This window comes from Mesorhizobium sp. WSM4841 (genome assembly GCF_055811515.1).
Window position 1 is genome coordinate 49,902 of record NZ_JBVVQC010000008.1, and the last position, 23,450, is coordinate 73,351.

A 23,450-nucleotide genomic window follows, 5' to 3' on the forward strand; every position below is an offset into this window, starting at 1 on the left:
ACCGCCATGACTGAGGCAATCAAATCCTTGTTGCGCCGCCCGGAAGCCGGCTCGATCCTCAGCCTGATCGGGGTGGTGCTGTTCTTCGTATTTTTCGGTGGCGTGGACCTGGGCACACTCCTTGGCGCGGCGAGCTGGGTGAATTTCGCCGCCAATCTCGGCATTGTCGCCATTCCGGTCGGTCTGCTGATGATCTCGGGTGAACTCGACATCTCCATCGGCGCATTGATCCCCGCGGGCTCTATGACCACCGCCATCCTTAGCGGCTACTATGACCTGCCCATCGCGGTGGGCATGGCCGGCGCCCTGGCGGTCGGTGTGGCGGTCGGCCTCGTCAATGGTTTGCTGACGATCCGCACCTCGGTGCCTTCGTTGATCATTACGCTCGCCACCCTGGTTGCGATGCAGGGCTTGGTGCTCAGTGGGTCCGTGTTGTTAACTGGCAACGCTAGCGTTGCCGTCACTGCTCCCGAATGGGCCAAATTCCTGTTCGGACAGCTTATCGGTGGAAGCCACCAGGTCATCATCGTCTGGTGGGTAGTGTTCGCTGTCATCATTGGCTTCGTGCTGCACAAGACCCGCTATGGCAACTGGCTGTTTGCAATGGGCGGCGATCGCGTCAGCGCCCGCAATGCAGGCATTCCGACAAACCGCATGACCATCGCACTGTTCGTGCTGTCCGCCGTCAGCGCCACATTCGTTGGCATGTGCCAAGCGATCCTGTTCAACTCGGCCCAGGTTTCCGGCGGAATGAACTTCATCTTCAACGCGATCGTGTCCGTGGTGGTCGGCGGCGTGCTGCTCACGGGAGGGTTCGGCTCGGTCATCGGCATCTTCGTCGGTACCATCACGTTCGCCATTGTCAGCCAGGGCATCTACTTCACCCAGATCGACCGGAACTGGTCGAACCTGATCATCGGCGTGATGCTTTTGACGGCGGTGCTGATGAATCAGGCATTCCGGGAACTGGCTCTGTCTTACTGGCGAGGTTCAAAACAAAGCGTGCCGAGGACACCCATACAGCACTGAGCAATGCGGTTGCAGTTGCGATCAGCGACTGCTTGGAAGAACGAAAGATGCGACAATTATGAGCGAAAAACCTGCCATTCTCGAACTGAAAAATGTCAACAAGTCTTTCGGCCCGATCGACGTGTTGCATAACATCTCGCTGCAAATTCGCCGGGGTGAGGTCTTGTGTCTCCTCGGCGACAACGGCGCCGGGAAGTCCACTCTCATCAAGGTGTTGGCAGGCGTCCATAAGCCGACCAGCGGCGAGATTCTGATGGACGGAAAGGCGGTCAGCTTCGACCGTCCGAGCGCTGCCCAGGAGCGGGGCATTGCCACCGTGCACCAGTTCGGCGGAACGTTCCCCTTGATGAGCATCGGCCGCTCCTTCTTCGTTGGGTTGGAGCCGACAAAGGGTTGGGGTCCGTTCAAGATCTACGACCGCAAGCGCGCCAACGAGATCGCGGTGAAAGCGGTGCGGGATTTCGGCATCACGCGTATCGACGACGGTGACCGGCTTGTTGGTGGCCTGTCAGGCGGGGAACGCCAGTCTTTGGCCATTGCCCGCGCCGTGCATTTCGGCGCTCGCGTTCTGATCCTCGATGAGCCGACAGCAGCGCTCGGCGTCAAGCAGGCAGCTCACGTGCTGCGCATCGTCAATGAAGCCAAGCGGCGCGGTCTCGCGGTCGTCTTCATCACCCACCAGGTGATGCACGCGATGGCGGTGGGAGACCATTTCGCCGTCCTCATTCGCGGTGCGATCGCCGCCGATTTCCGGAAGCGCGAGAAAACCCGCGAGGAGATCACCGACCTGATGGCCGGCGGTGAAACCATGGCTGACCTCGAGGCGGAAATCGAGCATGAATTGCATGCATGATCACAATGAGAATGCGCCGCCTCTCGAGCTGGGTGGACGGACGGCTCGATCGTTTTCCTCGGGAAACCTCTGCCTTCGACCGGCCCTGATGACCCTTGGCGCCACTAGCCATTTCACGTCAAACAAAGCAGAAGAAATATGACAATACGGATTGCGGTGATCGGTGCCGGTGTGATGGGCGCCGACCACGCCAGGATAGTGGCGGAAGACCTTCCCGGAGCAAGCCTTCAGCTGGTGTGCGACATGGATGAGGCGCGTGCCCGCACTGTTGCCGACACCTTTGGTGCGCTCGACATCTCCACCGATCCAGAAGGCGTTGCCGCGCGGAAGGACGTGGACGCAATCATCGTGGCGAGTCCCGATGCCACACATGCGCCGCTGTCGAAGGCCTGTATTGCCGCCGGCAAGCGTGTGTTGTGCGAAAAGCCCCTCTCGCAAGCGTCGGCTGACTGTATCGCGGTGATGGAGGCCGAACAGAAGTCGGGCGCGAAATTCGTCCAGCTTGGTTTCATGCGGCGCTACGATCGCTCATACGAAGAGATCAAGCGGGCGCTCGCAGTCGGCCGGCTTGGCCGGCCCCTGATGATGCACAATTTTCACCGCAATGTCGAAACGCCGGCTGCAGATTTCACCGGCGCTATGGCTATCACCAATTCGGCTCCACACGAGTTCGATGTCGTGCGCTATGTGCTCTCGACGGAATATGCGTCGATCTCGGCCTTCCAGCCGAAGCGCTCAGATGCCCAGGTCGCGCCTGTCTTCATGGTGCTGGAGACGGTCGATGGCCAACTCGTCAACATCGAGATCAACAACAATGCCGCCTATGGTTACGACGTCCGTGCCGAGCTGATCGGCGAGCGGGGGACCGTTGCGATGAACAACGTCGCCTACACTCGCATCGATTCTGCGCTTGCACAGAGCACGAGCTACGACGCCGACTGGCGGACCCGCTATGCCGATGCCTACCGTCGGCAGAACCGCGACTTCCTACGCTTCGCCATGACTGGTGAGTTCCCGGCAACCGCTGCGAATTGCTGGGACGGTTATTGCGCCGCCGTCGTTGCCGAGGCGGGCGTGAAGGCGTTGCACGAGGGCCGTCGCGTACCCGTCCAAATGATCGCAAAGCCGGAGTTTTACACGTGAAGCTGGGTTTCGTTTCAGACAGCCTCGGCAACCTGCCCTTCGAAACGATGCTGGATCATGCGAAGCGCATGGGTGTCTCCGGCGTCGAGGTAAACACCTGTGGCTGGTCCACCGCGCCGCATTTTCGGCTTTCGTCCATGCTGGGCAACAGGGAAGGCCAGAAGCGCTTCGTTGGCGCGTTCGAGGAGCGCGGGCTAGAAATCATCAGCCTCAACGCAAACGGCAACCCGCTACACCCGACCGACCCGGCCCAGGGCGAAGGGCTGAAAACCACTATTCGCGTCGCGGGCGAAATGGGCATCCGGACGGTCTGCACCATGAGCGGCCTCCCGGCCGGCAACGCTGCAGATACCATGCCCAACTGGGTCGTCTCGTCGTGGCCTCCGGAAACACAGGCCATTTTGAAATACCAGTGGGAAGAGAAGCTGATTCCCTTCTGGACCGAGATCGTGGCGTTGGCTGAAGAGAACGGCGTGGAGCGCATCGCGCTTGAACTCCACGGCAACCAGTGTGTCTTCAACGTGCCCTCGCTGCTGAAGTTGCGACAGACGGTCGGACCGGTCGTGGGGGCGAATCTGGACCCATCACATCTGTTCTGGATGGGTGCCGACCCGCTGGCGGCGGCCCAATCGTTGGGCGAGGCGGTTTATCACGTTCATGCCAAGGACACGATGCTCAACGCACCAGTGCAGGCGACGACATCTCTGCTGGAGAATGGCAGCCTGATGGATCTTCCGGCCCGGTCATGGAGCTACATCACGCTTGGCTTCGGCCATGGCGAGGAGTGGTGGCGGCAATTCTGCTATCGCCTCAAGATGGCCGGCTATGACGGCTGGCTTTCCATCGAGCATGAGGACGTGCTCCTGAGCTCGCTGGAGGGACTCGAAAAGTCCGTGGCGCTACTGCAGGGGGTCATGCCGTCCGCCCCCGCCGACTACAAACCGCAAGCCATCTGAAGGAAGGTTCCATGCCTTGGATCGACGCCTGTGCCGCCGACGACATCGAAGCCGAGGAAGCCAAGCGCTTCGATCATGGCGGTCGCACCTTTGCGATCTTTCGAAATGATGCGGACGAATATTTCTGCACCGACGGGCTTTGCACGCACGAGAGTATTCACCTCGCTGACGGTCTCGTAATGGGGAATACAGTGGAGTGTCCTAAACACGCATCCGTCTTCGACTTCACGACTGGGGACGTAGAGACCCCGCCAGCTTGCCAGAATCTCAAGACGTACAAGACGAAGGTCGAAAATGGCCGCATCATGATCGAGACCTGAGCCATATGGACCAGCCGTTCCAGCTTGCAGCCTGCGCCGAGATGCTCAGGCGCGACCGCCCGATTACTTGGCGCGCCGAAATGAATTGGCCATTCATCGCCAAAGCGCCGTTTGACATACAAGACTGCCTGATCCCCCGCGGAGGCTGATTATGGGCATGTATCACAACCGTCCTCATGTCGAGGACATCCGCAAGATGAAGAAGAGCGGACAGAAAATCTCCATGCTCTTCGTCAGCACCCCGGATGAGGCGGCTGCCGCAGCCGCCGCCGGCATCCATATGCTCTCCATCGAAGGTCGATATTTCGATCCGGAAATGCGCCAGGCAGCCGGCGATTGTTTCGTACAAGTCGGTTTGCCATATGGCAGCTATGGGAGTTTCGCGGGCCGCCCGCTCGCAACAGCGGAGGACTATCTGCGTGCGGCGTTCCACTTTGCCGGCATAGGCGGCGACGCGTTTTATTGTGCGGCGTCATACGACATCCAGAAGACGTTATGCGACAACTACATTCCTGTCGTTGGCCATATCGGCCTGGTGCCGTCTTATATCACCTGGACGGGTTGGCGCGCAGTCGGCAAGACTGCCGACGAAGCAGTGCGCATTTGGCGACACACCCAAAATCTGGAGCAAATAGGAGTCTTCGGCGCGGAGCTGGAAGTCGTCCCAGATCGCGTCGCGAAATTCCTTACCGAAAACTCCTCGCTTGTCATGCTAGGCATGGGCGCTGGCAAATATGCCGATGCGCAGTACCTCTTCACAGAAGATGTCTGCGGTTACGGCAAGAACCATAAACCGCGACACGGAAAAGTTTATCGAAACCTTGGCCCTGAGCTGGAGAAGATTCAGGACGAGCGCGTCGCAGCCTTTAAGGATTACAAGGCAGACGTCGATTCAGGCAGATATCCCGGTTACGAGCACACGGTTTCGATTGCGGATGCCGAGTTCGATATCTTCATGAAGATAGTCAAAGGTTGAGAACTATGTCTGTGGGCTCATCTTATCCCTCACGGACATGCGGTCGACAGCGCGTGCCAGTTGACAACCGACGAGCGCCATCGCTTGACGAGCTCAAAGCGCTGATTGCCAAAAGGGAACTGACACTTCCGGCGAAGTCGGAGGCTGTCGCCCGGGTGATGTTTGCGGAGCCGGATTACGTGGCTTTCGAAAATGCCGCCGCAATCGCGCGCCGCTGCCATGTATCACCCGCGACCGTGTCCCGACTTGCATCGCGTCTCGGGTTCGGGTCGTTTGAGGAAATGCAGAGCAGCTTCCGAAATCATATACTGCATCGATTCAAACTTCAGGAAGAACACGTGAAGGCGAACTGCTGAGAAGGACCATGGCATAAAAGTGGCGCTTGCCTGCTGCGCCAAACAGTCATGCCGGGACGCCCATTCATTCTCCAACGCCATGCCGGGTTAACCGACTTCTAACTCACTGCGATGCGCAGGCCGGTGTCATCGAAAAGATGCAGATGGCTGGTATCGAACTTCAGATCCACGGTGTCGCCGGAAGCCACCGGACACTGTCCTGCGACGACTGCCAGCATGGTCTGGCCGCCGCTTGTCTTGGTGTGGACGATCGTCTCGGAGCCGAGGGCTTCCACCAGCGCGACGCTGGCCGCAACATTTCCCTTGCCGGCGTCGGCGAGGCTGATGTGATGTGGCCGCAGCCCGAGCGTCACGTCGCCGTTGGCCGCGCTGACGTTCCCGTCGATCTCGAATCCAGCTGAACCGTCCAGCGTGAGGCTTGACCGGCCAGTGCCCCTGGGTGCCACCTTTACCGGCAGGAAGTTCATACGCGGTGCACCGATGAAACCGGCGACGAACAGATTGGCCGGATGATTGTAGAGGTCGAGCGGCGTGCCGATCTGTTCGATGCGACCGGCGCGCAGCACGACGATGCGGTCGGCAAGCGTCATCGCCTCGATCTGGTCGTGCGTGACATAGACCATCGTCGCCGACAGCCGCTCGTGCAGCGCGGCCAGTTCGGCGCGTGTCGAGATGCGCAGCTCGGCGTCGAGATTGGACAGCGGCTCGTCAAGCAGGAAAGCGGTTGGATTGCGCACGATGGCGCGGCCAATCGCGACGCGCTGGCGCTGGCCGCCGGAGAGCTGGCCGGGGCGCCGGTCGAGATACGGCGCGATTTCCAGCATCCGCGCGGCTTCGGCGATGCGCGCATCGATTTCGGCACGCGCCATACGGGCGTTCTCCAGTCCAAAGGCCAGGTTCTGGCGCACGCTCATGTGCGGGTAAAGCGCGTAGGATTGGAACACCATCGCCAATCCCCTGTCGGCGGCCGGAACGGTGGTCACGTCCGTGCCATCGATCGCGATGGCGCCGCCTGTCGGCCGATCAAGCCCGGCGATTAGCCGCAGCAGCGTGGACTTGCCGCAGCCGGACGGGCCGACGAAGACGATCAGCTCACCGTCAAGGATATTGAGATTTATGTCGTGCAGCACGCCGACCTTGCCGAAAGCCCTCGATACGCCGGTGAGTGTGATCTGGCTCATGGTAGCCTCTATTTCAGACCGGAGCCGGCAATGCCGGTGGTGATGAAGCGCTGAAGGAAAATGAACACCAGCACGACCGGGATCATGGTGACGACAGTCATGGCCAGGATGTAATGCCATTGCACATTGAGTTGGCCGGCATAGGTGTTGAGACCAACCTGCAGCGTATAGACCTCCTTGCGCGACAGGACGATCAGTGGCCAGAGGAAGTCGTTCCAGCGCCAGACCACGGAAAAGATCGCGAGTACCGCCAGCGCGGGGGCGGTCAGCGGCAGGATAATGCGCCAGTAGATTTGCCATTCCGACGCCTTGTCCATGCGCGCTGCATCGATCAGCTCGTCGGGGATCGTCAGCATGTACTGGCGCAGCATGAAGACGCCCGTGGGCGTCGCCACTGTGGGCAGGATCACGCCCCATAGCGAATTGAACAGTCCCATTGCCGAGATGACCGAATAGAGCGGCACCAGAATGACGGAAAGCGGCACCATTAGCGTCGCGACGATGAGCATCATCACAGCCGAACGTCCCCGAAAATTGTACTTCGACAGTGCGAACGCGGCCATCGAATTGGTCAGGAGCGTAATCAGGGTCGCGACCACGGTGACGAAGACCGAGTTGCGCAGATAGAGGAAGAAGTCAAAGGCGAGGAAAGGCTGGACATAATTGTCGAGCGCGAAGGCGATGCTGCGCTTGGGCGTACGGTTCTTGATGTTGACGCGTATGATCTCGCCCGGGTTGGCGGGATCGACCATCTGCGCGACGGTGCCGAGGCGGCGCACTTCGGCGAGCACGCGCACGCTGCCGTCGTCATTGCGCACTTCGAAGAGCTGCAGCGGCTTCTCGTAACCCTCCACGACAGCTTCGGCGGTGACATAGGGCAAAACAGTCGGCGGGAACTCCGCCAGCGCCCCAGGCGTCTTGAACGAGGAGTTGACCAGCCAGAGCGCCGGGCCGAACATGACAAGCAGCCCGCCGATCAGCCAGAACCAGGTGAAAACGTCGGTCCAGTGCCAGCCGGCGCCGCCGCGCCGGCGGAACAGAAATTCCGCAACCCTGCTCATCGCATTTTGCCCCGCTGCTCGTTGCGCCTTGCGATGCTCAGCTGGATCAAGGTCAGCACGACCAGCACCGCTCCCATGAGGATCGAGGCCGCGGAGGCGAGCCCCGGATTGCGCAGCATCGAGGCGAAGCCGACCTCATAGATGTACTGCGTGAGGAACAGCGTGCTGGTGCCGGGACCGCCGCCGGTCAGCACATAGACCTCGTCGAATATCTGCACGGCGCGGATGAGTGTCAGCACCAGCACGACCAGCAGGTTGGGCGCCAGCAAGGGCAGCGTTATGCGCCAGAAGACGCGCATCGGCCGCGTGCCGTCCATCTCGGCGGCCTCATAGAGGTCTTTCGGAATGGCCTGAAGGCCGGCGAGAAGGATCAGCGCATAGAAGCCGACATGGGCCCAGACCGACACCATGATCGTCGCCGTGAAGGCCCAGTTGCGCTCCACCAGCCAGTTGACCGGGGTTCCGCCCGCCTCGAACACCATCAGGTTGAGCAGTCCCTGCCGCTGCAGGATCCAGCGCCAGATGAGACCGACCACGACCGGCGACAAAAGCACCGGGAAGAAGAACACGGCGCGCCAGAAACTGCGCGCACGCAACTCACGGTTGAGCACGAGTGCGGTGACAAGCGCTACGGCGACCATCATCGCCACTTGCAGCACAACGAAGGCCAGGGTGTTCCAAACCGCGATCCAGAACAGGTCCTCGGTGCAGCTCTTCGGATCGAGATAGCTGCCGCAACTGAACAGCCGCCCATACTGATCGGCGCCGACGAAGGTGCGGTCGCCGAGGAACAGCGCCCCGCCACCGGTCATCGAATACAGGATGTTGATGACCAGCGGAAACAGCACGAAAATGCCGAACACCAGCATGTTCGGCGCCAGGAAGAACATGGCCATGCCATTGCTGCCCGTGCGCCGTTGCAACATGCGCAGTGGCGCATCGAAAACATTCGCAAGCCAGCCGACCGGCGCCAGGAGCATGGCGCCGGCGCGCGTTGCTATGCCATTTCGGACGTCTGCCATGACACTGCCGCGACGCTACTTCGATGCCTCGGCCACCTGTGCCTTGATGTCCTCGTCGATGCGGACGAAAGCCTCGTCGAGCTTCAGCTCGCCGGCCATGACCTGACTGATGCGGGTCACCAGCGCGCCATAGACCGGAGTTCCCCATTTCCATGCCGGCAGGGCGGCGGCATTCGGCGCGATCTTGCCCGACGCCTTCAGGAAGGCTTCGAGCGACGCCTTGACGTTCTCGTCGTCGGTCTTGTAATCGATCTTGCCGGCGAGAACGCCCTTGTGCGCGGGCAGGAACAGGGTGCGCTCGGTGAATTCGCGCATGATGTCCTCGCGGCCCAGGAAGTCCATCACCTTGCCGACTTCAGCGGCGTTCTTCGTGTATTTGACGGCGACCAGCGCAGCGCCGCCCGGCATGCCGGTGCAGGCGGCGGTGCCGCACGGCGAGCCCGTCACCACCCAGTCGAAGTTCTTGCCGATCTTGCCGGCGAGGTTGGCAACCTGCCAACTGCCCGAATAATAGTAGGCAATCTGCCCATTGATGAAGTCGTCGGCCCCGGCGCGATAGGTGGTGCCCGACGCCGACACCCAGATCTCCTTGTTCATGCGGCCGTCGGCAACCCAATTGACCAGCTTTTCGGCGAAGGCTTTCGTGCCGGCGTCGATCGGCGCCGGCAGTCGATCACCGCCGATGTAATTGGCGCCATAAGAAATGTTCGCCGCCGAGATACGATGGCCGCTGCGGTCGATGGCAAAGGCAGCATTGAGCTGCTGGCTCTGCTGCACCTTGCCGGCGGCATCGATCCATTCGTCCCAGGTTGCGGTGTCGGCCGGGATCGGCACGCCGGCCTGTTCGAAAAGCGTCTTGTTGACGAAGCCGCCGGTCAGCGTGATCTGGGTCATGAAGCCCGGAATGACCTTGGAACCGTCAGGGCGCATCCAGTCGAACTGGTCGCCGAAATTCGTCTGCCAGTATGCTGGATCGGCAACCACAGGCGTCAGGTCGAGCCAATGATCGGCGAGTTCCTTGATGTTGGTGACGCGGGCGATATCGGGACCGCGTCCTGCCTCGAGTTCGACCGGAAGCTGCTCCTGGACAACCTTGTAGGCGACATTGTCGAGAATGACGTTGATGTCCGGATTGTCTTTCATGAAGCGGTTGAGCAGGTCCTGTATCACCTCGCCCTCGACACCGTCCGAGTACCACATCACCCGAACGTCGCCTGCGAACGCGGTCGACGACAGAAGGCCAGCCGAAAGGCCCAGGATTATCGAATTCATTCTCATGGTTCACTCCTCCGCTTTTGCGGTCTTCACCGCTTGATTGTCGCTGTCCGAACTGCTTGTCGGGCTCCTTTGATCCGATCCTCACCTGGTTGCGATGGCGCCGGCTGTGAAGAACGTGGCTTCGCCCGTGACCTGCCAGTCGGCCGGATCGATGACACGATCCTCAGCCTCCATGCGGCCATCCGGATGGAACAGCACGTCGCCGTATTCCGGGTCATTGACATGCAGAAGGTCGTTTTTTCCATGGCCGAGCGCGAGCTGACAAAACTGCGCCTCGAATTCCTCCAGCGACCCATATTGCCGGCGCCGGCCCAAGCGGATGATCCATGCGGCTTGATGGCCCGGCACGCGCAGCTCGTTTCCAGCGGTCGGCCCGCGGCCGACGAGCTCGAAGGCGCTGTCGGCCTTCAGCATCGCGAACCCATCGCCGCCGCGCGCCGAAGCGATATTTTTCTTGACCCACGCTTCGTCGAACGCGCTCTGTGGGAACCAGGCATGGGTAAAGTCGGGTTGCTCGGCAGCGCAGCTGAACAGCACAACCGCCAAGTCGCGGTATTGATGCACGCGCGGCAGAGATCCGGAGCCGCCCCAGTAGGATGGCCGGCCATAGCCCGAATGAATCGTCTCGCCCGGATGGTTGATCCATATCTGCGCGTCGGGATTGCCGCCGAGGCGCAGGTGCAGCACCGTTTCCTGATAACCCCATTCGTTCCAGCGATAGGCTGCCGCGCTTCCCATGGCGAAATCGCGGGTCTTGTAGTGGTAGAGCTTGGCGATCCGGTTCTGGCCCTGCGCGAAGCACCATTCCTGCGCGTCGTCGCCCGCCATGCAAGCGATTCCGGTCAGTTCTTGCGGGACGTCGAGCCCATGGTCGCGCAGGCAGAGCGCAAGCTGCGGCAGGGCATGGAAGCGCATGCCGTAGAAACCTTTGCCCCACAGCATGCGTGCAATGCCGGAAAGTTCCAGCGAACGGGCGGCGCGCAGCGTGTGTTCGTAGGAGCGTCCCTGCGCGCCGGTAAGCATGCCCTGCTGAGCCGAGCGGGCGACGATCTCGAGCAGGCGGTTGATCGCAGCCCCAGCGCGCCGGCGGACGTCGGCATCTGGCCCAAGCGCGTATAGGATCGTCAACCCCTTGAGATCGATCGGGAAATAAGGGGCGGAGTTGAATTCCGCCATTTCCCATTCCTCGAAATGATCGAGCCAAGCGCGCACGCGCGCAAGGCCCACGGTCGACTGCTCCGCGCCGGTGCGCCCCGGGCGGACAAAGCGGGCATCGGGCAAGAGATGGCCGCCGAGATAAGCCGCGGTGTGAAACAGAAGCGCATGGTTTTCGGAGAAGTACCACTGCACGTCGTTACCCGGCTCATCCATCCAATAGCGGTAATTGAGGATCGCCTGGTCAATGCGGTGACGGAGATCGACCGCGATCGAGTCGCCATAGGCACGACGGCACCAGAGCAGTGGAACCAGGATGAAATCGGCGCAGTCGTGGCAATCTTCGATCGCCGGCAGTGCAGCAGCAATGATGGCGTCGGTTTCGGCGCCGCCGCGGCCGGTCGCCAGTCGCGCCAGCGCCCGCACGGTATCGGCCTCTGCGAAATTGGAGACCTGTTCCAGGGCTTCGCCGATCCTGTCGGCAAGGATCGCAGGGGCGCGGCCCTGACGCGCCGCATGACAGATCTCCACGCCGAAGACCCGCTGGGCAACAAAGCCTGAAGATGAGAGCGATACGGCAAAATGCCGGAAGTCGGCGGGAAGGTCTTCCGTGGCGGCAATAGCGATGCGTCTTGCCCCTGCTTCGATGCGGCGGCGGTAGATCACGGGCGCCTCGATCGACATGAAGTCGCCCTCGATCACGATCGCTACATCCACCGCAACCGGCAGCGCGACATCCGTCACCAGCGCCACTTCGCCGCCGGAATAAAATGGACGCTCGAAATGCATCGCGTCGAGAGCGGCTTCCATGGCCGCTGCGACGTCGCCTTTGACGGCCATGGGCAAGACCTGTTCGGCAGTTGGGCCCGACAGATAGTCGAGTTGGAAGAAGTAGCGTGCGTCACGCTCGGCGAGATCATCGAACCAGATGCTGATCTCGTTGGCGCCGGCGACGAGATCGACCTCGAAATCCTGAGAAGCCTCGAGATTGCGCCCGTAGGGCGCCATCCAGCCGGCTTCTATCCCGTTGACGAACAAAACGGCGCCGCCGCAGGTGCGCAGCCGCAGCCGCGCCCGGCCGTCCGAGCCTGCGTCGAGCACGGTATTTGCCCAGGTGGCGATCACGGTCGGGCGGAACCAGAAGCCCGACAGGTCGACGCGCGGCGAGCCGAACGGAAGCCAAACGCGGTCCGGCTCGAACACTCCCTGCGGCTTAGGCCGTTTCCCGCGGCGTTCGGCGGCAAACTCGGTTCGGCAGGGATATTCGTGCGGGATGAAATTCTTGTGCTTGGTCAGGAAGAAGAAGGGATCCATCTCCCCTTGCATCGGCTGATCTGCAACATCGTAGCGCTGCTCAGACGTCGTGCCGACGAGCCAGTAAACGACCGGGCCGCCGAATGCGAGCGGCCGGCGCAGCGTAAGATCGTGCGTGATCGGTTCCACGGTGTTCATCGCAGCGTCTCAACAGGCACGGGCGACACGTCGTTATAGGCCTGGTTCTCGCCCGTCATGCCCCAGACGAAGGCGTAGGGGCCGGTTCCGCTGCCCATATGGATCGACCAGGCCGGCGAGATGACACAGTCGCCATTGGCCACGATCAGATGGCGGGTATTGTCCGGCCGTCCCATCAGATGGACCACCCGATCTTCCGCCGCGAGATCGAAATAGAGATAGGCTTCCATGCGCCGCTCATGCAGGTGAGGGGGCATGGTGTTCCAGACGCTGCCCGGAGCGAGATCCGTGATGCCCATCAGCAGCAGACAGGAAGGCGCGACTTCCGGATGAATGTACATGCGCAGTGTGCGCTTGTTGGCGCGTCGCTCCTCGCCGAGTTCAAGCGGCTTCGCCTCGGATTTCGTGATCAGCCGATGCTTGATGTCTACGCCGGCCGGAACCGAGTTCATATAGAAACAGGCGGGGTGCGCGGCGCTGTCGCTTTCGAGCGTCACTTGTTTAGCGCCGCGCCCGACATAGAGCACATCGCGGTTGGCGAGTGCGAAGCGCTGCTGGTCGATGCTCACCGTTCCTGCGCCGCCGAGATTGGCGATGCCCATCTCGCGCGCGGTGAACAGATGAGGCGTGCCGACGTCCGCGCCATCGCCGAAACTCAGCGGCTCTCCGGTTGGGCACGCGCCGCCGACGATCATGCGGTCGACATGGGTGTAAGCGAAGGCGATGCGGCCGGGCTCGAACAGCCGCTCCACCAGAAACTCGGCGCGTAGCCGCTCCGTCCCGTAGCCATCGATATCGCCCGGACCGGCGCCGAAGAGAACGCGCATCGTCATGCCGCCGCCTCGGCAGCTTCGGCATGGATCATCCCCTCTGTGAGGCAGAGGATCGCCAGGGCCTGGCCGTAGCCGGTTGGCTGGATCGGGATGTCGCGGTAGAACTGGAGATCATGGCCCATGCGGGTGCCATAGGAAACGTTTCCGAGCACGCCGTTCTCGTCGATGCTGGCCAGCACCGCGTCGAGTGCGCGCCGGCCCGCTGGACCGCACGCCTTGGGCCCGAAGCCTAGGCGCGCAGCTTTCATGAGACCATAGCCGATGCCGGCGGTGGCCGACATCTCCTCATAGGAGGTCGTGTCATCGAGCAAAGTGTGCCATGCTCCCGATGGCGCCTGCAGGCGCAGCAGCGCTTCGATCTGCGCTTCCAGCACGCCGAGCAGATAGGCTTCGACTGGCTTGCCGACACCGCCATTTTCGATCAGGTCAAGGATGCCGACTGTGATCCAGGCGTTGCCGCGGGCCCAGAGAGCGCGGGCAAAATTATGTCGGCCGGCAAATGTCCAGCCATGGAACCACAAGCCTGTTTTCGGGTCGGCGAGATAGCGAGCATGGACGAGGAACTGGCGAACAGCCTCGTCGATGCAAGATTGCCGGCCGGCCGCGCGTCCGTGGAAAGCGAGGAACAGGCCAGCCATGAACAACGTGTCGTCCCACAATTCGTCGTCGTTGATCTTGTCTGAGACATTGTGCTGGAACCCGCCCTCGGGCGTGCGAGGCATATCGCGCAGCAGCCTTTCGGCCCATTGGCCGAGAGGCGTTTCCCAGCGCGGATCGCGTGTCTCGCCCCAGAGCAATGCCAGCGCCATCATCGGAGCGGTGGTGTTGATGTTCATCGGCGGCAGGCCCGCCCTCAAATGGCGCTCGTACCAGTCTTCGATTGTCTTTAGGAGTTTCGGGTCGCGATTGTGCCGCCAGAGGCAAACGAGGCCGTAGAGGCCCACGCCCTGCGGCCATTCCCAGGAATCGAAGCTGATGTAGTCGCCGGCCGTGCCGTCGAGGTTGGGCTCGTCGAAACGGCCGTCATGGCGCAGGCCAGTCATGCCGCGCACGAGCAGGTCGAGCTTTGAGCGCATATCTCTCATGGACGACGCCACTCCTCCCAAGTTTGCGCGATGTCGAGCAAATGGGTGCCACAGGTTTTTTTATTGCGCAATCTGAAATTTTTTTGCAGCATGAAGGTCTGGTGAGGAAACAGCCGATGGTCATGAAGGTCGAAAGCGGGAAGCGCGGCACGCCCAGCCGGCGCGTGCGGCTTGAAGACGTCGCTGCGCGCTGTGGCGTTTCCGTCAGCACGGCGTCGCGGGCGCTTGCCGGCGGCAAGGGCGTGCGCGGCGATCTTCGGTCGACGATCATCGAAACCGCCAGGAAGCTGAATTATACGATCCCCACTTCGATCGCCGGCCGCAAGGTGATCCTGGCCGCAAGCAACGCTGCGAGGATCGACTATGGCCGCAACCAGTTCACCTTCTATGTGCTCGACGGACTGAACGAGCGCGCAAAAACTCTCGGCGTCGAGCTGGTGTCGCGCTCGATCGCCGACGCCGGTGAGCAGATCGCGCTGCTCAATGAGGCCAGGCAGGACAAGAGCGTCGTCGGCTGCCTGTTTCTGACGCTTGACGACGAGGCGGTGCTGACGCTGACCGGCGGTTTCGGCAAGCCGATCGTGCTCATAAACGGCGACGACCCGGCGATGCACCATTCGAGCCTGACGCCATGCAACCGCTCGGCGGCGCATCTCGCGACGCAGCACCTGCTCGACCTCGGCCACCGGCGCATCCTGTTCCTGATGCGGCGCGGGCGGCGCACGATCGAGCGCCGCTTCGAGGGCTGGCAGGATGCACTGCGAGAGCGCGGCCTGGCGGCCGGCGACCTGGCTGTGGAGGTGGCCGATTGGCTGCCGGAGCTTGCAGCCGAAGCGATTGCGCGGCGCATCGAGGCGCGTGGCCTTGACTTCACAGCCGTGCTCGCCGCGGGCGACAGCCTCGCTATCGGCGCGATGATGGCGATCCGGGAGTCGGGTTACGAGGTGCCTGCCGATGTGTCGGTCATGGGCATGGATGACCTTCCGCAGGCGGCTTTCCAAAACCCGCCCCTCACGACGATGCATATTCCGATGCGCGAGATCGGCGCGGCGTCGCTCGACCTCCTGCTCGCCGATCTCGGCGGGGACCTGCCGCCGCGCCGTATCGAATTCGCCTGCCATATCGTGCAACGCCAGTCGACCGGCCCGGTTCGCGCCTGAGACGTATGGTTCACGCGGCTGCCCGGGCCAGGCCATCACTACATCGATGGGGTCACGTTCGAACCATCTTCGAAGCGTCCATAACCTCCGCCGAAGAAAAGCAGAGGCTCGCCGTCTCGCAAGGTCGCGGCGGTTACGCGGGCAACGACGATCAAATGGTCGCCGCCCTCATGCCCGGAGATCCGCACGCATTCGAACCGCGACAGGCAGCCACCCAGCAGCGGCACGCCGGCGTCGTTCAGGTCGTGCGGGAGGCCGTCGAAGGCTTGACCGACGCGAGCGAAGCGCTGGCTCAGCTCGATCTGCTCTGCGCCCAAAACATGAACCGCGAAATGCTCGCAACCTGCGAAGGCGGCAAAGCGCCTCGAATGCCTGCCGATCGACCAGAGCACGATCGGCGGGTCGAGGGACACCGATGCAAAGCTGTTCGCGGTGATGCCGACGGGACCATCAGGCGTCATCGTGGTGACGACGGTGATACCGGTCGCAAACCGGCCGAGCGCGTCGCGGAACTCGCGCTTGCGGTAGGGGCCGGGCACGAAGCTTTTCATCGGTTGCTGCTCGGGGTTGAGGAAGTGGTACATCAGGCGCCCTCCTGGCCAAGGGCTGCGGTGGAAGCTTCAATCTCGTTGAGCCGCATTCGCAGCATCATCATCGCCGCTCCCCGGTTCCGAGCGGAGTCGGCGGGGTGATTTCCGGCACCCGGCCATAGGCATGCGGCAGCGAGCAGGTGTTGATGTTCGGCAGCACGCGCTTGCCGAAGGACAAGGCCTCGTCGAGATGCGGATAGCCGGAGAAGATGAAGGCGCGGATGCCCATTTTCCGGTATTCCTCGATCTCGCACATGACTTGATCGGTCGAGCCGACGATCGCGGCGCCGCAACCGGAGCGTGCGCGGCCAACGCCGGTCCACAGATGCCGCTCGACATAGCCGTGTGCGTCGGCGCCGGCGCGGTTCTTTGCCTGGTGCGCGACGCCCAGGGATGTCGCGTCCAGTGCGCGGGCGCGGATAAGTCTGCCCTGCTCGTCGTCGAGTTTCGAAACCAGCTCCTCGGCATATTCGCGGGCTTCGGCTTCGGTGTCGCGCACAATCACGTGGACGCGCAGGCCATAATCCAATGTGCGGCCATGGGCGGCTGCACGCTCGTGAACTTCACGCATGCGGTGCGCCAACACGTCCTTCGCCTCCGGCCACATCAGATACACGTCACACTGTGCGCCGCAGAGTTCGAGCGCGTCGGGCGAATAGCCGCCGAAATAGAGCAGCGGCCCGCCATTCTGTTGGTAGGGCTTTGCCGGGTCGGCGGGTACTTTCCCGAACTGGTAGACTTCGCCCTGATGGTTGATTTCGTCGCGCGTCCAGGCCTGACGCAGGATCTCGATGACCTCGCGCGAACGCTGATAGCGGAAGCGGCTGTCGGCGAGTTCGCCGGGAAAGTCGGAAGAGATTACGTTGACCGTCAATCTACCCTTTAGCATGTGGTCGAGCGTTGCAAGCGTGCGCGCCAGCATGATCGGTTGCATTTCGCCGCAACGCACCGCCGCGAGAAGGTTGATCGAATGGGTTATCGGAGCGCAGCCCGCCACGAAGGACAGGGTATCCTGGCCAACCTGATAGGACGAGGGACAAAGGATATTGCGAAAGCCCAGTCCCTCGGCTGTCTTGACGACATCGGAGCAGTGCTCCCAACTCGACCGCAGCGCGCCATCCGGTACGCCGAGATAGCGGAAATCATCGGAGCACAAAGCGGAAAACCACGACACTTCAGCAGCGTCGAGATCAGCGGACGTCACCGGAACGACCGTCAATGTCCGCACTCCTTTCGTCAATTGCTGCCGCGACTGTCTTTTGCCTGTTGAATATCATTCGTTTTTGTGTAGATCAATAGTGTATCAATTTGGCGTTTGGAGATAATTTGAGCACGTCCAGAAACGCCTACGCGCTTCCGATGCATCAGCAGGTCAGTGAAATGCTCATCCGCGAGATCGCGGCTGGCCGGATGATCGAGGGCGAGAAGCTTCCGCCGGAGCGCGACATGGCTGCGGACCTCGGAATAGCGGTCGGTACATTGCGCAAGGCGCTCGGCGATCTCGAGCGCAAGGGCTTGCTCAGTCGCATCCAGGGCTCCGGCAACTACGTACGTTCGCAACCCGACGTGGCCAGCGTCTATTCCATGTTCCGGCTGGAACTCCTGGAGGGAGGCGGGCTGCCGACGGCGCGCGTTCTGTCAGTCGATCGGCTGGCGAAACCGAAGAACCTGCCGGTGTTCGGGTCGAGCGGCGAGGCCCATAGAATAAGGCGGCTGCGGAGCCTCGGCGGCAAGCCGGCGGCGCTGGAGGAGATCTGGCTCGACGGTTCCCGTGCGGAGACGGTTGCTATCGAAGAACTGTCGGATTCGCTCTATCTCTACTACCGCAAGGCGCTCGGCATCTGGATCTTGCGTGCAGAGGACCGCGTCGGGGTCGGCCAGGTGCCGGGATGGGCGCTGCCTGAATTCGGCCTCGCGCCGGGCGCCGCCGCCGGCTTCATCGAGCGCACCGGCTGGATGCAGGACGGCGCCAGCGCGGAGTTTTCCAGGACCTGGTTTGATCATGGCGTCGCGCGCTATGTCGCGCGGCTGCGATAGGGAACGGATATGGCGAAGCACATTTCCTACGGCATCATCGGCTGCGGCATGATGGGGCAGGAGCATCTTCGCAATATCGCGCTGCTGCCCGATGTCGGCGTCGCAGCGATCTACGAGCCCGACGCGACAATGCGCGCACGCGCGGCAGACCTTGCCCCGCAAGCGTCGATCGCCGGCTCGGTCGCGGAGGTGGCGGCCGATCCGCGCGTCGACTGCTTGCTCATCGCCAGTCCGAACTATGTCCATTTCGCGCAGCTCAAGGAAATCGCTGCTATCCGTGCGCTGCCCATCTTGGTCGAGAAGCCGCTTTTCACCGATCCGGTCGACGCAGCCGCGGTGAAGGCGTTCGCCGCGACCTATACCGCACCAGTCTGGGTCGCGATGGAATACCGCTATATGCCGCCGGTCGCTCGATTCATCGAGCAGGCGCGGAACGCCACCGGCGGCATCCGGATGCTGACAATCCGCGAACATCGCTACCCGTTCCTGGACAAGGTGGCCCACTGGAACCGCTTCAACCGTCGATCGGGAGGCACTTTCGTCGAAAAATGCTGCCATTTCTTCGATCTCATGCGGCTGATTCTGAAATCGGAACCGGTAAGAATCATGGCGTCGGCCGGACAGGAAGTGAACCATCTCAACGAACGTTATGATGGCGAGACACCCGATATCTGGGATTGCGGCTACGTCCTGGTCGATTTCGCCAACGGCGCGCGCGCCATGCTGGAACTATGCATGTATGCAGAGGGCAGCCGCTATCAGGAGGAGATCAGCGCCGTCGGTGCGCGCGGTAAAGTCGAATGCCTGGTGCCGGGTCCCGGCCGCTTCTGGCCAGCTCATCTCGGCGCGGCGCCGACGCCGCAGTTGATCGTCAGCCCGCGCTTTCCGCAGGGACCGTACACCGTCGAGATCTCGGTCGACCCACAATTGTTGACGGCCGGCGATCACAACGGCTCGACTTTCTATCAGCATCAGCGGTTCTGCGCCGCCCTACGAGGCGAAGGGCGGGTTGAGGTGACGTTGGATGACGGCTGGAAAGCTGTCGCCATGGGTATGGCCGCACAATTGTCGGCAAACCAGGGCACGGCCATTTCCAACCCACTCGATGCCTGCGAGAGCGCTCAGTGTGGCTGATGGTAGCTCACGTGACCGCTTGATCTTACTGACTAAGTGGTAGCGGAGACGGCTAAATCGCAAGATCCACGGCGTGAGCCGCCTAAAGCGCGTCGCGTTTGACCGGCCTCATGCGACGCGCTTTGCTTTAGGTTGTTGTTTTTATGCATGTCGTTGTCGCAAAACCGCTGCACACTTTTGCGCGACATGCATTAGTGGGATCAGTCAACCTTGCCTCCGATTGCCGCTATGGTTCGGACCAGCCTGTCCGCGACACAGGTCGATGCTCCAGCCGCCATGAGCATCTGCGGCAAGATCAACCATTCCAGCGTCCAGGCTGCACCAGAGCGCTCTTGCTCATGGATCAGCGCATGATGCATTCCCGACAATTGGACTGCGTTGTAGCGGGCAAGCGTCACCAGCATCTCGGCGTCGATGGGATTGCGCTTGTGCGCCATGGCGGACGATGAACCGCCGCCCGCCCGTTGCAGCTCGCCGCCTGCCTGCGCCATCAGCGCAATGTCCTGCCCGAACTTGCCGAGGCCGCCCGTCACAAGCGACAGCCAGTTGGCCAGCTCAGCGATGCGGTCGCGCTGGCTGTGCCATTGCGGCGCGTCGCCAAGGCTTAGCCGCCGGGCCAGCGCGGCACGGATGGCGGCGCCCTTGGCTGCGAACTTCTCGAGTGTCCCGACGGCGCCGCCGAACTGGATGACGAGAACCGATCCTCGCACCGATTGAAGCCGCTCGTGGTGGCGCACCAGCGGTTCGCGCCAGCTTGTGACGCGGTCGGCTACGGAAATCGGAATCGCTGCCTGCATTCGGGTTCGGGCCATCAGCGGGCGATCGCCAAACCGATGGCCGAGATCGGCGAAGGCGACCACCAGAGCCGAAAGCCGTGCTTCCAACAAGTCGATACAGGCGCGAATTCTCAGGATCATGGCCGTGTCGATCACGTCCTGGCTAGTCGCACCGAAATGCACATGCTCCGAATGCGGCTCTCCCACAGCATGCCTGATCTGCCGCACGAGCTCCGGCACCATGACGCCGTCGCGCGCCGTTCCGTCCCTCAGGGCCTGGATTTCCGGCCGGAAATTGTCGAGGACGCGGCCGATTGCGCTTGCTGCAGCCGCCGGGACGATGCCGAGTGCACCTTCTGCGTCGGCGAGCGCTTTCTCGAATTGCAGCATCGTCGCAAGTTCGGCCTCGACGCCGAGCAGCGTCGCCATCTTCTCATCGCCGAGAAGCCCGGACAGGAGGGGATTGTCGAATGCTGCGATCATATGTCGAAGAAGACCGTCTCGTTGATGCCCTGGAGATGAATGTCGAACTTATAGATGTCGCCATCGCGCGGCGCGACCAGCGTTGACACGCGCTCTCTTTGCTCAATGCGCATCAGGACGGGATCCTCGGCGTTGGCGGTTTCCTCGTCGCTGAAATACATGCGGGTGTGAAGGCCAATGTTGATCCCACGCGCGACGATCCAGACCGTCAAATGCGGCGCCATCTTGCGGCCGTCAGAAAAGGGCACGCGACCGGGTTTGATGGTTTCGAACATGCATTCGCCCGTCGTCATGTCGGTGGGCAGCCGGCCCCAGCCGGTAAAATTCGGGTCGGCGGAGCCGCGCAGATCCGAGGGCGAATTGTAGATGCCGGCGGCGTCCGCCTGCCAGATCTCCACAAGCGCGTCCTTCAGCGGCGAGCCCGCGCCGTCGATCACCCGGATGTTGACCCTGATGCGTTCGCCCCTGGTCTTGTCGTTGACCATCGCGGTGCCAAGGTCGCGTTCATAGACGCCCAAGATACCGGCAAAGTTGGGCGTCAGCCCTATATGGACGTAGGGTCCCGCGGTCTGCGAGGCGCTTTCCTTCAGCCGGCCGAGAGCCTGGACCATCAGTTGCCCTCGATGCGGTTTTCGAACAGCGTCGAGCGGCGGCCGCGCAGTACAATGTCGAATTTGTATGCCCGCGCATCCATCGGTATCGTTGCCTCCATGTCGAGCGCGGCGGTGAGGCCTTCAATGGCGCGGCGGTCGTTGATGGTCCGCACGATCGGGCACCTCCAGATCATCGGGTCGCCCTCGAAATACATCTGGGTGATCAAGCGCTGCGCGAAGCCGTGCCCGAAGATCGAGAAATGGATGTGAGCTGGACGCCAGTCGTTGGGTCCGTTGGGCCAGGGATATGGCCCCGGCTGGATCGTGCGGAAACAATAGGAGCCATCCTCGCCGGTGATGGTGCGGCCGCAGCCGCCGAAGTTCGGATCGAGTGGCGCGAGATAAGTCTCCTTCTTGTGTCGATAGCGTCCGCCGGCGTTGGCCTGCCATACCTCCAGCAATGCACCGGCGACGCCGATGCCGCGCTCGTCGAGCAGGTGGCCATAGACGAGGATGCGCGGCCCGATCGCGCTTTCGCCCGGCCCGGCAAAATTGTGTATGAGGTCATTGTCCAGTTCACCGAGAATATTGTGGCCGAAGACCGGCCCCGTAAGCTCCGACAGGGTGTTGTCGAGGGAAAGAAGCGGCCGTTGCGGCGAGCGCAGCACGGAAGTCTTGTAGGCCGGCGTGAAAGCCGGCGGATGCCAGTTGCGGTCGCGCTGAAAGAAGGCGCCGATTTCCGGCGTGCGATTGGCGGGAAAGCGCGAGTTGGTCATGATTTGCCGGCTTGAGCGTCCATTTCGTCGAACGTCTTCCTGGCGATCTTCATCGCATGATTTGCCGCCGGTACCCCGGCATAGATTGCCACATGCAGCAGCGCCTCGCGTATGTCGTCGCGCGTCGCCCCGGTATTGACGCTGGCGCGGATATGCATCGCAACCTCTTCGTCCTGCTTCAGCGCGGCGAGCAGCGCGATGGTGATCATAGAGCGCTCGCGCTTGGTGATGTTAGGCCGCGACCAGACGTGACTCCATGCCGCCTCCGTCATCAGTTCCTGGAAAGGAATGTCGAATTCGGTCTTGGCCGCCTCTGCGCGGTCGACATGGGCGTCACCCAGCACCGAACGGCGCGTCGCCATGCCTTCGACGTATCGGTCGCCGTCTTGTGGCTTGTTCATTTGCGCTCTCTTCGCATGTCGTTCAGGAAGCCACGGATCAGCCCGGCGAGCCTTTCCGGCTGCTCGACGCATGGGATGTGGCCCGCACCGGCGATGACCTCGAACCGTGCGGCGGGGATTGAGCGGGCCAGCGATTCCACCAGTTCAGGCGGCGTCGATCCGTCTTGATCACCGACAATGCAGAGTGTCGGCACGTTAATCGCGGCGGTCGTCGCGGTGAAATCGGCGTCGCGGATAGCCGCGCAGGCAGCAGCGTAGCCGGCCGGATCCTGGCGCGTCAGCATCGTTTTATATCCTGCCAGTTCCTCGCCGCGATTCTTATGGAAATCCGGTGTGAACCATTTTCGCATCACGTCGTCGGCAAAGCTCGCGATGCCCTCCGACAGGGCCGCGTTGATGCGCCCGTTCCACATCTCGGCCGTACCGATTTTCGCTGCCGTATCGCAAAGGATCAATCCCTCGATCAAATCCGACCGCGTCTTGTAAAGGCATTGCGCAATGACGCCGCCGATCGAAAGCCCGCAGATCACCGCGCGCTTTACGCCAAGATGGTCGAGCAGCCCTGCAAGGTCCGTCGCATGGGTCTCGATTGTTTGCGGCGCGCCACCCAGTTCGCTCAGGCCGTGTCCGCGCTTGTCAAACGCAACGAACGTACAGTCGTCGGCGAGCCTTCGCTCGACCTCGTTCCAGATGCGCATATCCGTGCCGAGCGAGTTCGCGAAGACGACCGTCGGCCTGCCCGCTGTGGGACGATGCCGGTAGTGGATCGTCGCGCCATTAATGCGAGCAAAGTTCATACC

The 23,450-nt window shown here is 62.0% G+C and carries 23 protein-coding genes and 1 pseudogene; 10 read left to right on the top strand and 14 right to left on the bottom strand.

The features are described 5' to 3' along the window. Nucleotides 1-6 precede the first annotated feature (6 nt). The 7 genes and pseudogenes from AC0L14_RS11950 to AC0L14_RS11980 all read left to right on the top strand — a co-directional run bounded on the left by AC0L14_RS11950 (nt 7) and on the right by AC0L14_RS11980 (nt 5,277). Nucleotides 7-1,029 (top strand): ABC transporter permease, encoded by a 1,023-nt coding sequence (locus AC0L14_RS11950; RefSeq protein WP_473749571.1) that lies wholly within the window; start codon nt 7-9, stop codon nt 1,027-1,029. Nucleotides 1,030-1,087: 58 nt separating this feature from the next. Continuing rightward, on the top strand, nt 1,088-1,882 hold the full coding sequence (locus AC0L14_RS11955; protein WP_287219718.1) for an ATP-binding cassette domain-containing protein: 795 nt from the start codon (nt 1,088-1,090) through the stop codon (nt 1,880-1,882). A 138-nt stretch (nt 1,883-2,020) separates the two neighbouring features. Then, entirely contained in the window at nt 2,021-3,025 is a 1,005-nt protein-coding gene (locus tag AC0L14_RS11960; RefSeq protein WP_473749572.1) for a Gfo/Idh/MocA family oxidoreductase, read from the top strand. Continuing rightward, a complete protein-coding gene (locus AC0L14_RS11965) occupies nt 3,022-3,981 on the top strand; it encodes a sugar phosphate isomerase/epimerase family protein (protein ID WP_473749573.1) in 960 nt (319 codons plus the stop codon). Before AC0L14_RS11960 ends, AC0L14_RS11965 begins: the two co-directional genes overlap by 4 nt. Nucleotides 3,982-3,992: 11 nt before the next feature. After that, nucleotides 3,993-4,301 carry a MocE family 2Fe-2S type ferredoxin gene (locus AC0L14_RS11970; protein WP_091597756.1) on the top strand — a complete coding sequence of 103 codons (309 nt, stop codon included), beginning with the start codon at nt 3,993-3,995 and terminating at the stop codon, nt 4,299-4,301. 5 nt (nt 4,302-4,306) lie between these two features. Beyond that, nucleotides 4,307-4,393: pseudogene (locus AC0L14_RS11975) on the top strand (hydroxypyruvate isomerase); the annotation flags it as partial. Between the two features lie 59 nt (nt 4,394-4,452). Further along, entirely contained in the window at nt 4,453-5,277 is an 825-nt protein-coding gene (locus AC0L14_RS11980; protein ID WP_473749574.1) for a 3-methyl-2-oxobutanoate hydroxymethyltransferase, read from the top strand. Nucleotides 5,278-5,731: 454 nt separating this feature from the next. Here the strand turns inward: AC0L14_RS11980 and AC0L14_RS11985 are convergent, their stop codons facing one another. The 7 genes from AC0L14_RS11985 to bglB form a co-directional block, all read right to left on the bottom strand. Beyond that, on the bottom strand, nt 5,732-6,814 hold the full coding sequence (locus tag AC0L14_RS11985; protein ID WP_473749575.1) for an ABC transporter ATP-binding protein: 1,083 nt from the start codon (nt 6,812-6,814) through the stop codon (nt 5,732-5,734). 8 nt (nt 6,815-6,822) lie between these two features. Beyond that, the gene (locus AC0L14_RS11990) at nt 6,823-7,875 is read right to left on the bottom strand and encodes a carbohydrate ABC transporter permease (RefSeq protein ID WP_473749576.1); all 1,053 of its coding nucleotides are present in this window, start codon (nt 7,873-7,875) and stop codon (nt 6,823-6,825) included. Further along, complete coding sequence (locus AC0L14_RS11995) at nt 7,872-8,897, bottom strand: carbohydrate ABC transporter permease (RefSeq protein ID WP_473749578.1); 1,026 nt, start codon at nt 8,895-8,897, stop codon at nt 7,872-7,874. The genes AC0L14_RS11990 and AC0L14_RS11995 overlap by 4 nt, the downstream gene beginning before the upstream one ends. Nucleotides 8,898-8,912: 15 nt before the next feature. Further along, on the bottom strand, nt 8,913-10,175 hold the full coding sequence (locus tag AC0L14_RS12000) for an ABC transporter substrate-binding protein (protein WP_473749579.1): 1,263 nt from the start codon (nt 10,173-10,175) through the stop codon (nt 8,913-8,915). A gap of 81 nt (nt 10,176-10,256) precedes the next feature. Beyond that, nucleotides 10,257-12,782, bottom strand: a complete 2,526-nt coding sequence (locus AC0L14_RS12005) for a hypothetical protein (RefSeq protein ID WP_473749580.1) — start codon at nt 12,780-12,782, stop codon at nt 10,257-10,259. After that, complete coding sequence (kduI, locus tag AC0L14_RS12010) at nt 12,779-13,615, bottom strand: 5-dehydro-4-deoxy-D-glucuronate isomerase (protein ID WP_473749581.1); 837 nt, start codon at nt 13,613-13,615, stop codon at nt 12,779-12,781. The genes AC0L14_RS12005 and kduI overlap by 4 nt, the downstream gene beginning before the upstream one ends. After that, entirely contained in the window at nt 13,612-14,700 is a 1,089-nt protein-coding gene (gene bglB, locus AC0L14_RS12015) for a beta-galactosidase BglB (RefSeq protein ID WP_473749583.1), read from the bottom strand. The genes kduI and bglB overlap by 4 nt, the downstream gene beginning before the upstream one ends. 116 nt (nt 14,701-14,816) lie before the next feature. Between bglB and AC0L14_RS12020 the strand changes: the two genes are divergently transcribed. Beyond that, a complete protein-coding gene (locus AC0L14_RS12020) occupies nt 14,817-15,860 on the top strand; it encodes a LacI family DNA-binding transcriptional regulator (RefSeq protein WP_473749584.1) in 1,044 nt (347 codons plus the stop codon). 38 nt (nt 15,861-15,898) lie between these two features. Here the strand turns inward: AC0L14_RS12020 and AC0L14_RS12025 are convergent, their stop codons facing one another. Beyond that, nucleotides 15,899-16,444: a flavin reductase family protein gene (locus AC0L14_RS12025; RefSeq protein ID WP_473749585.1), complete on the bottom strand. Its 546-nt coding sequence runs from the start codon at nt 16,442-16,444 to the stop codon at nt 15,899-15,901. 67 nt (nt 16,445-16,511) lie between these two features. Further along, entirely contained in the window at nt 16,512-17,669 is a 1,158-nt protein-coding gene (locus tag AC0L14_RS12030; protein ID WP_473749587.1) for an LLM class flavin-dependent oxidoreductase, read from the bottom strand. A 140-nt stretch (nt 17,670-17,809) separates the two neighbouring features. On the opposite strand from AC0L14_RS12030, the gene AC0L14_RS12035 reads away from it, so the two are divergent. After that, nucleotides 17,810-18,487: a GntR family transcriptional regulator gene (locus AC0L14_RS12035; protein WP_473749721.1), complete on the top strand. Its 678-nt coding sequence runs from the start codon at nt 17,810-17,812 to the stop codon at nt 18,485-18,487. Between the two features lie 9 nt (nt 18,488-18,496). Next, complete coding sequence (locus tag AC0L14_RS12040) at nt 18,497-19,621, top strand: Gfo/Idh/MocA family protein (protein WP_473749588.1); 1,125 nt, start codon at nt 18,497-18,499, stop codon at nt 19,619-19,621. A gap of 200 nt (nt 19,622-19,821) precedes the next feature. Here the strand turns inward: AC0L14_RS12040 and AC0L14_RS12045 are convergent, their stop codons facing one another. Genes AC0L14_RS12045 through pcaD form a run of 5 tightly spaced genes read right to left on the bottom strand, consistent with a single transcriptional unit; the run spans nt 19,822 to nt 23,447 of the window. Beyond that, complete coding sequence (locus tag AC0L14_RS12045; RefSeq protein ID WP_473749589.1) at nt 19,822-20,880, bottom strand: 3-carboxy-cis,cis-muconate cycloisomerase; 1,059 nt, start codon at nt 20,878-20,880, stop codon at nt 19,822-19,824. Beyond that, a complete protein-coding gene (pcaG, locus tag AC0L14_RS12050) occupies nt 20,877-21,491 on the bottom strand; it encodes a protocatechuate 3,4-dioxygenase subunit alpha (RefSeq protein WP_473749590.1) in 615 nt (204 codons plus the stop codon). The genes AC0L14_RS12045 and pcaG overlap by 4 nt, the downstream gene beginning before the upstream one ends. Continuing rightward, on the bottom strand, nt 21,491-22,249 hold the full coding sequence (pcaH, locus tag AC0L14_RS12055) for a protocatechuate 3,4-dioxygenase subunit beta (RefSeq protein ID WP_473749592.1): 759 nt from the start codon (nt 22,247-22,249) through the stop codon (nt 21,491-21,493). Before pcaH ends, pcaG begins: the two co-directional genes overlap by 1 nt. Continuing rightward, a complete protein-coding gene (gene pcaC, locus AC0L14_RS12060) occupies nt 22,246-22,650 on the bottom strand; it encodes a 4-carboxymuconolactone decarboxylase (protein ID WP_473749593.1) in 405 nt (134 codons plus the stop codon). Before pcaC ends, pcaH begins: the two co-directional genes overlap by 4 nt. Then, entirely contained in the window at nt 22,647-23,447 is an 801-nt protein-coding gene (gene pcaD / locus AC0L14_RS12065) for a 3-oxoadipate enol-lactonase (protein ID WP_473749722.1), read from the bottom strand. The genes pcaC and pcaD overlap by 4 nt, the downstream gene beginning before the upstream one ends. Nucleotides 23,448-23,450: the final 3 nt, after the last annotated feature.

What these genes read in the sequence shown, in the direction of transcription:
- kduI (WP_473749581.1), bottom strand. Translation starts at nt 13,615, where the DNA reads ATGACGATGCGCGTTCTCTTCGGCGCCGGTCCGGGCGATATCGATGGC.
- pcaD (WP_473749722.1), bottom strand. Translation starts at nt 23,447, where the DNA reads ATGAACTTTGCTCGCATTAATGGCGCGACGATCCACTACCGGCATCGT.
- AC0L14_RS12040 (WP_473749588.1), top strand. Translation starts at nt 18,497, where the DNA reads ATGGCGAAGCACATTTCCTACGGCATCATCGGCTGCGGCATGATGGGG.
- AC0L14_RS11960 (WP_473749572.1), top strand. Translation starts at nt 2,021, where the DNA reads ATGACAATACGGATTGCGGTGATCGGTGCCGGTGTGATGGGCGCCGAC.
- AC0L14_RS12035 (WP_473749721.1), top strand. Translation starts at nt 17,810, where the DNA reads ATGCATCAGCAGGTCAGTGAAATGCTCATCCGCGAGATCGCGGCTGGC.
- pcaH (WP_473749592.1), bottom strand. Translation starts at nt 22,249, where the DNA reads ATGACCAACTCGCGCTTTCCCGCCAATCGCACGCCGGAAATCGGCGCC.
- pcaC (WP_473749593.1), bottom strand. Translation starts at nt 22,650, where the DNA reads ATGAACAAGCCACAAGACGGCGACCGATACGTCGAAGGCATGGCGACG.
- AC0L14_RS11970 (WP_091597756.1), top strand. Translation starts at nt 3,993, where the DNA reads ATGCCTTGGATCGACGCCTGTGCCGCCGACGACATCGAAGCCGAGGAA.
- AC0L14_RS11985 (WP_473749575.1), bottom strand. Translation starts at nt 6,814, where the DNA reads ATGAGCCAGATCACACTCACCGGCGTATCGAGGGCTTTCGGCAAGGTC.
- AC0L14_RS11990 (WP_473749576.1), bottom strand. Translation starts at nt 7,875, where the DNA reads ATGAGCAGGGTTGCGGAATTTCTGTTCCGCCGGCGCGGCGGCGCCGGC.
- AC0L14_RS12025 (WP_473749585.1), bottom strand. Translation starts at nt 16,444, where the DNA reads ATGTACCACTTCCTCAACCCCGAGCAGCAACCGATGAAAAGCTTCGTG.
- pcaG (WP_473749590.1), bottom strand. Translation starts at nt 21,491, where the DNA reads ATGGTCCAGGCTCTCGGCCGGCTGAAGGAAAGCGCCTCGCAGACCGCG.
- AC0L14_RS11950 (WP_473749571.1), top strand. Translation starts at nt 7, where the DNA reads ATGACTGAGGCAATCAAATCCTTGTTGCGCCGCCCGGAAGCCGGCTCG.
- AC0L14_RS11995 (WP_473749578.1), bottom strand. Translation starts at nt 8,897, where the DNA reads ATGGCAGACGTCCGAAATGGCATAGCAACGCGCGCCGGCGCCATGCTC.
- AC0L14_RS11980 (WP_473749574.1), top strand. Translation starts at nt 4,453, where the DNA reads ATGGGCATGTATCACAACCGTCCTCATGTCGAGGACATCCGCAAGATG.
- AC0L14_RS12005 (WP_473749580.1), bottom strand. Translation starts at nt 12,782, where the DNA reads ATGAACACCGTGGAACCGATCACGCACGATCTTACGCTGCGCCGGCCG.
- AC0L14_RS12045 (WP_473749589.1), bottom strand. Translation starts at nt 20,880, where the DNA reads ATGATCGCAGCATTCGACAATCCCCTCCTGTCCGGGCTTCTCGGCGAT.
- AC0L14_RS12000 (WP_473749579.1), bottom strand. Translation starts at nt 10,175, where the DNA reads ATGAGAATGAATTCGATAATCCTGGGCCTTTCGGCTGGCCTTCTGTCG.
- bglB (WP_473749583.1), bottom strand. Translation starts at nt 14,700, where the DNA reads ATGAGAGATATGCGCTCAAAGCTCGACCTGCTCGTGCGCGGCATGACT.
- AC0L14_RS12020 (WP_473749584.1), top strand. Translation starts at nt 14,817, where the DNA reads ATGGTCATGAAGGTCGAAAGCGGGAAGCGCGGCACGCCCAGCCGGCGC.
- AC0L14_RS11955 (WP_287219718.1), top strand. Translation starts at nt 1,088, where the DNA reads ATGAGCGAAAAACCTGCCATTCTCGAACTGAAAAATGTCAACAAGTCT.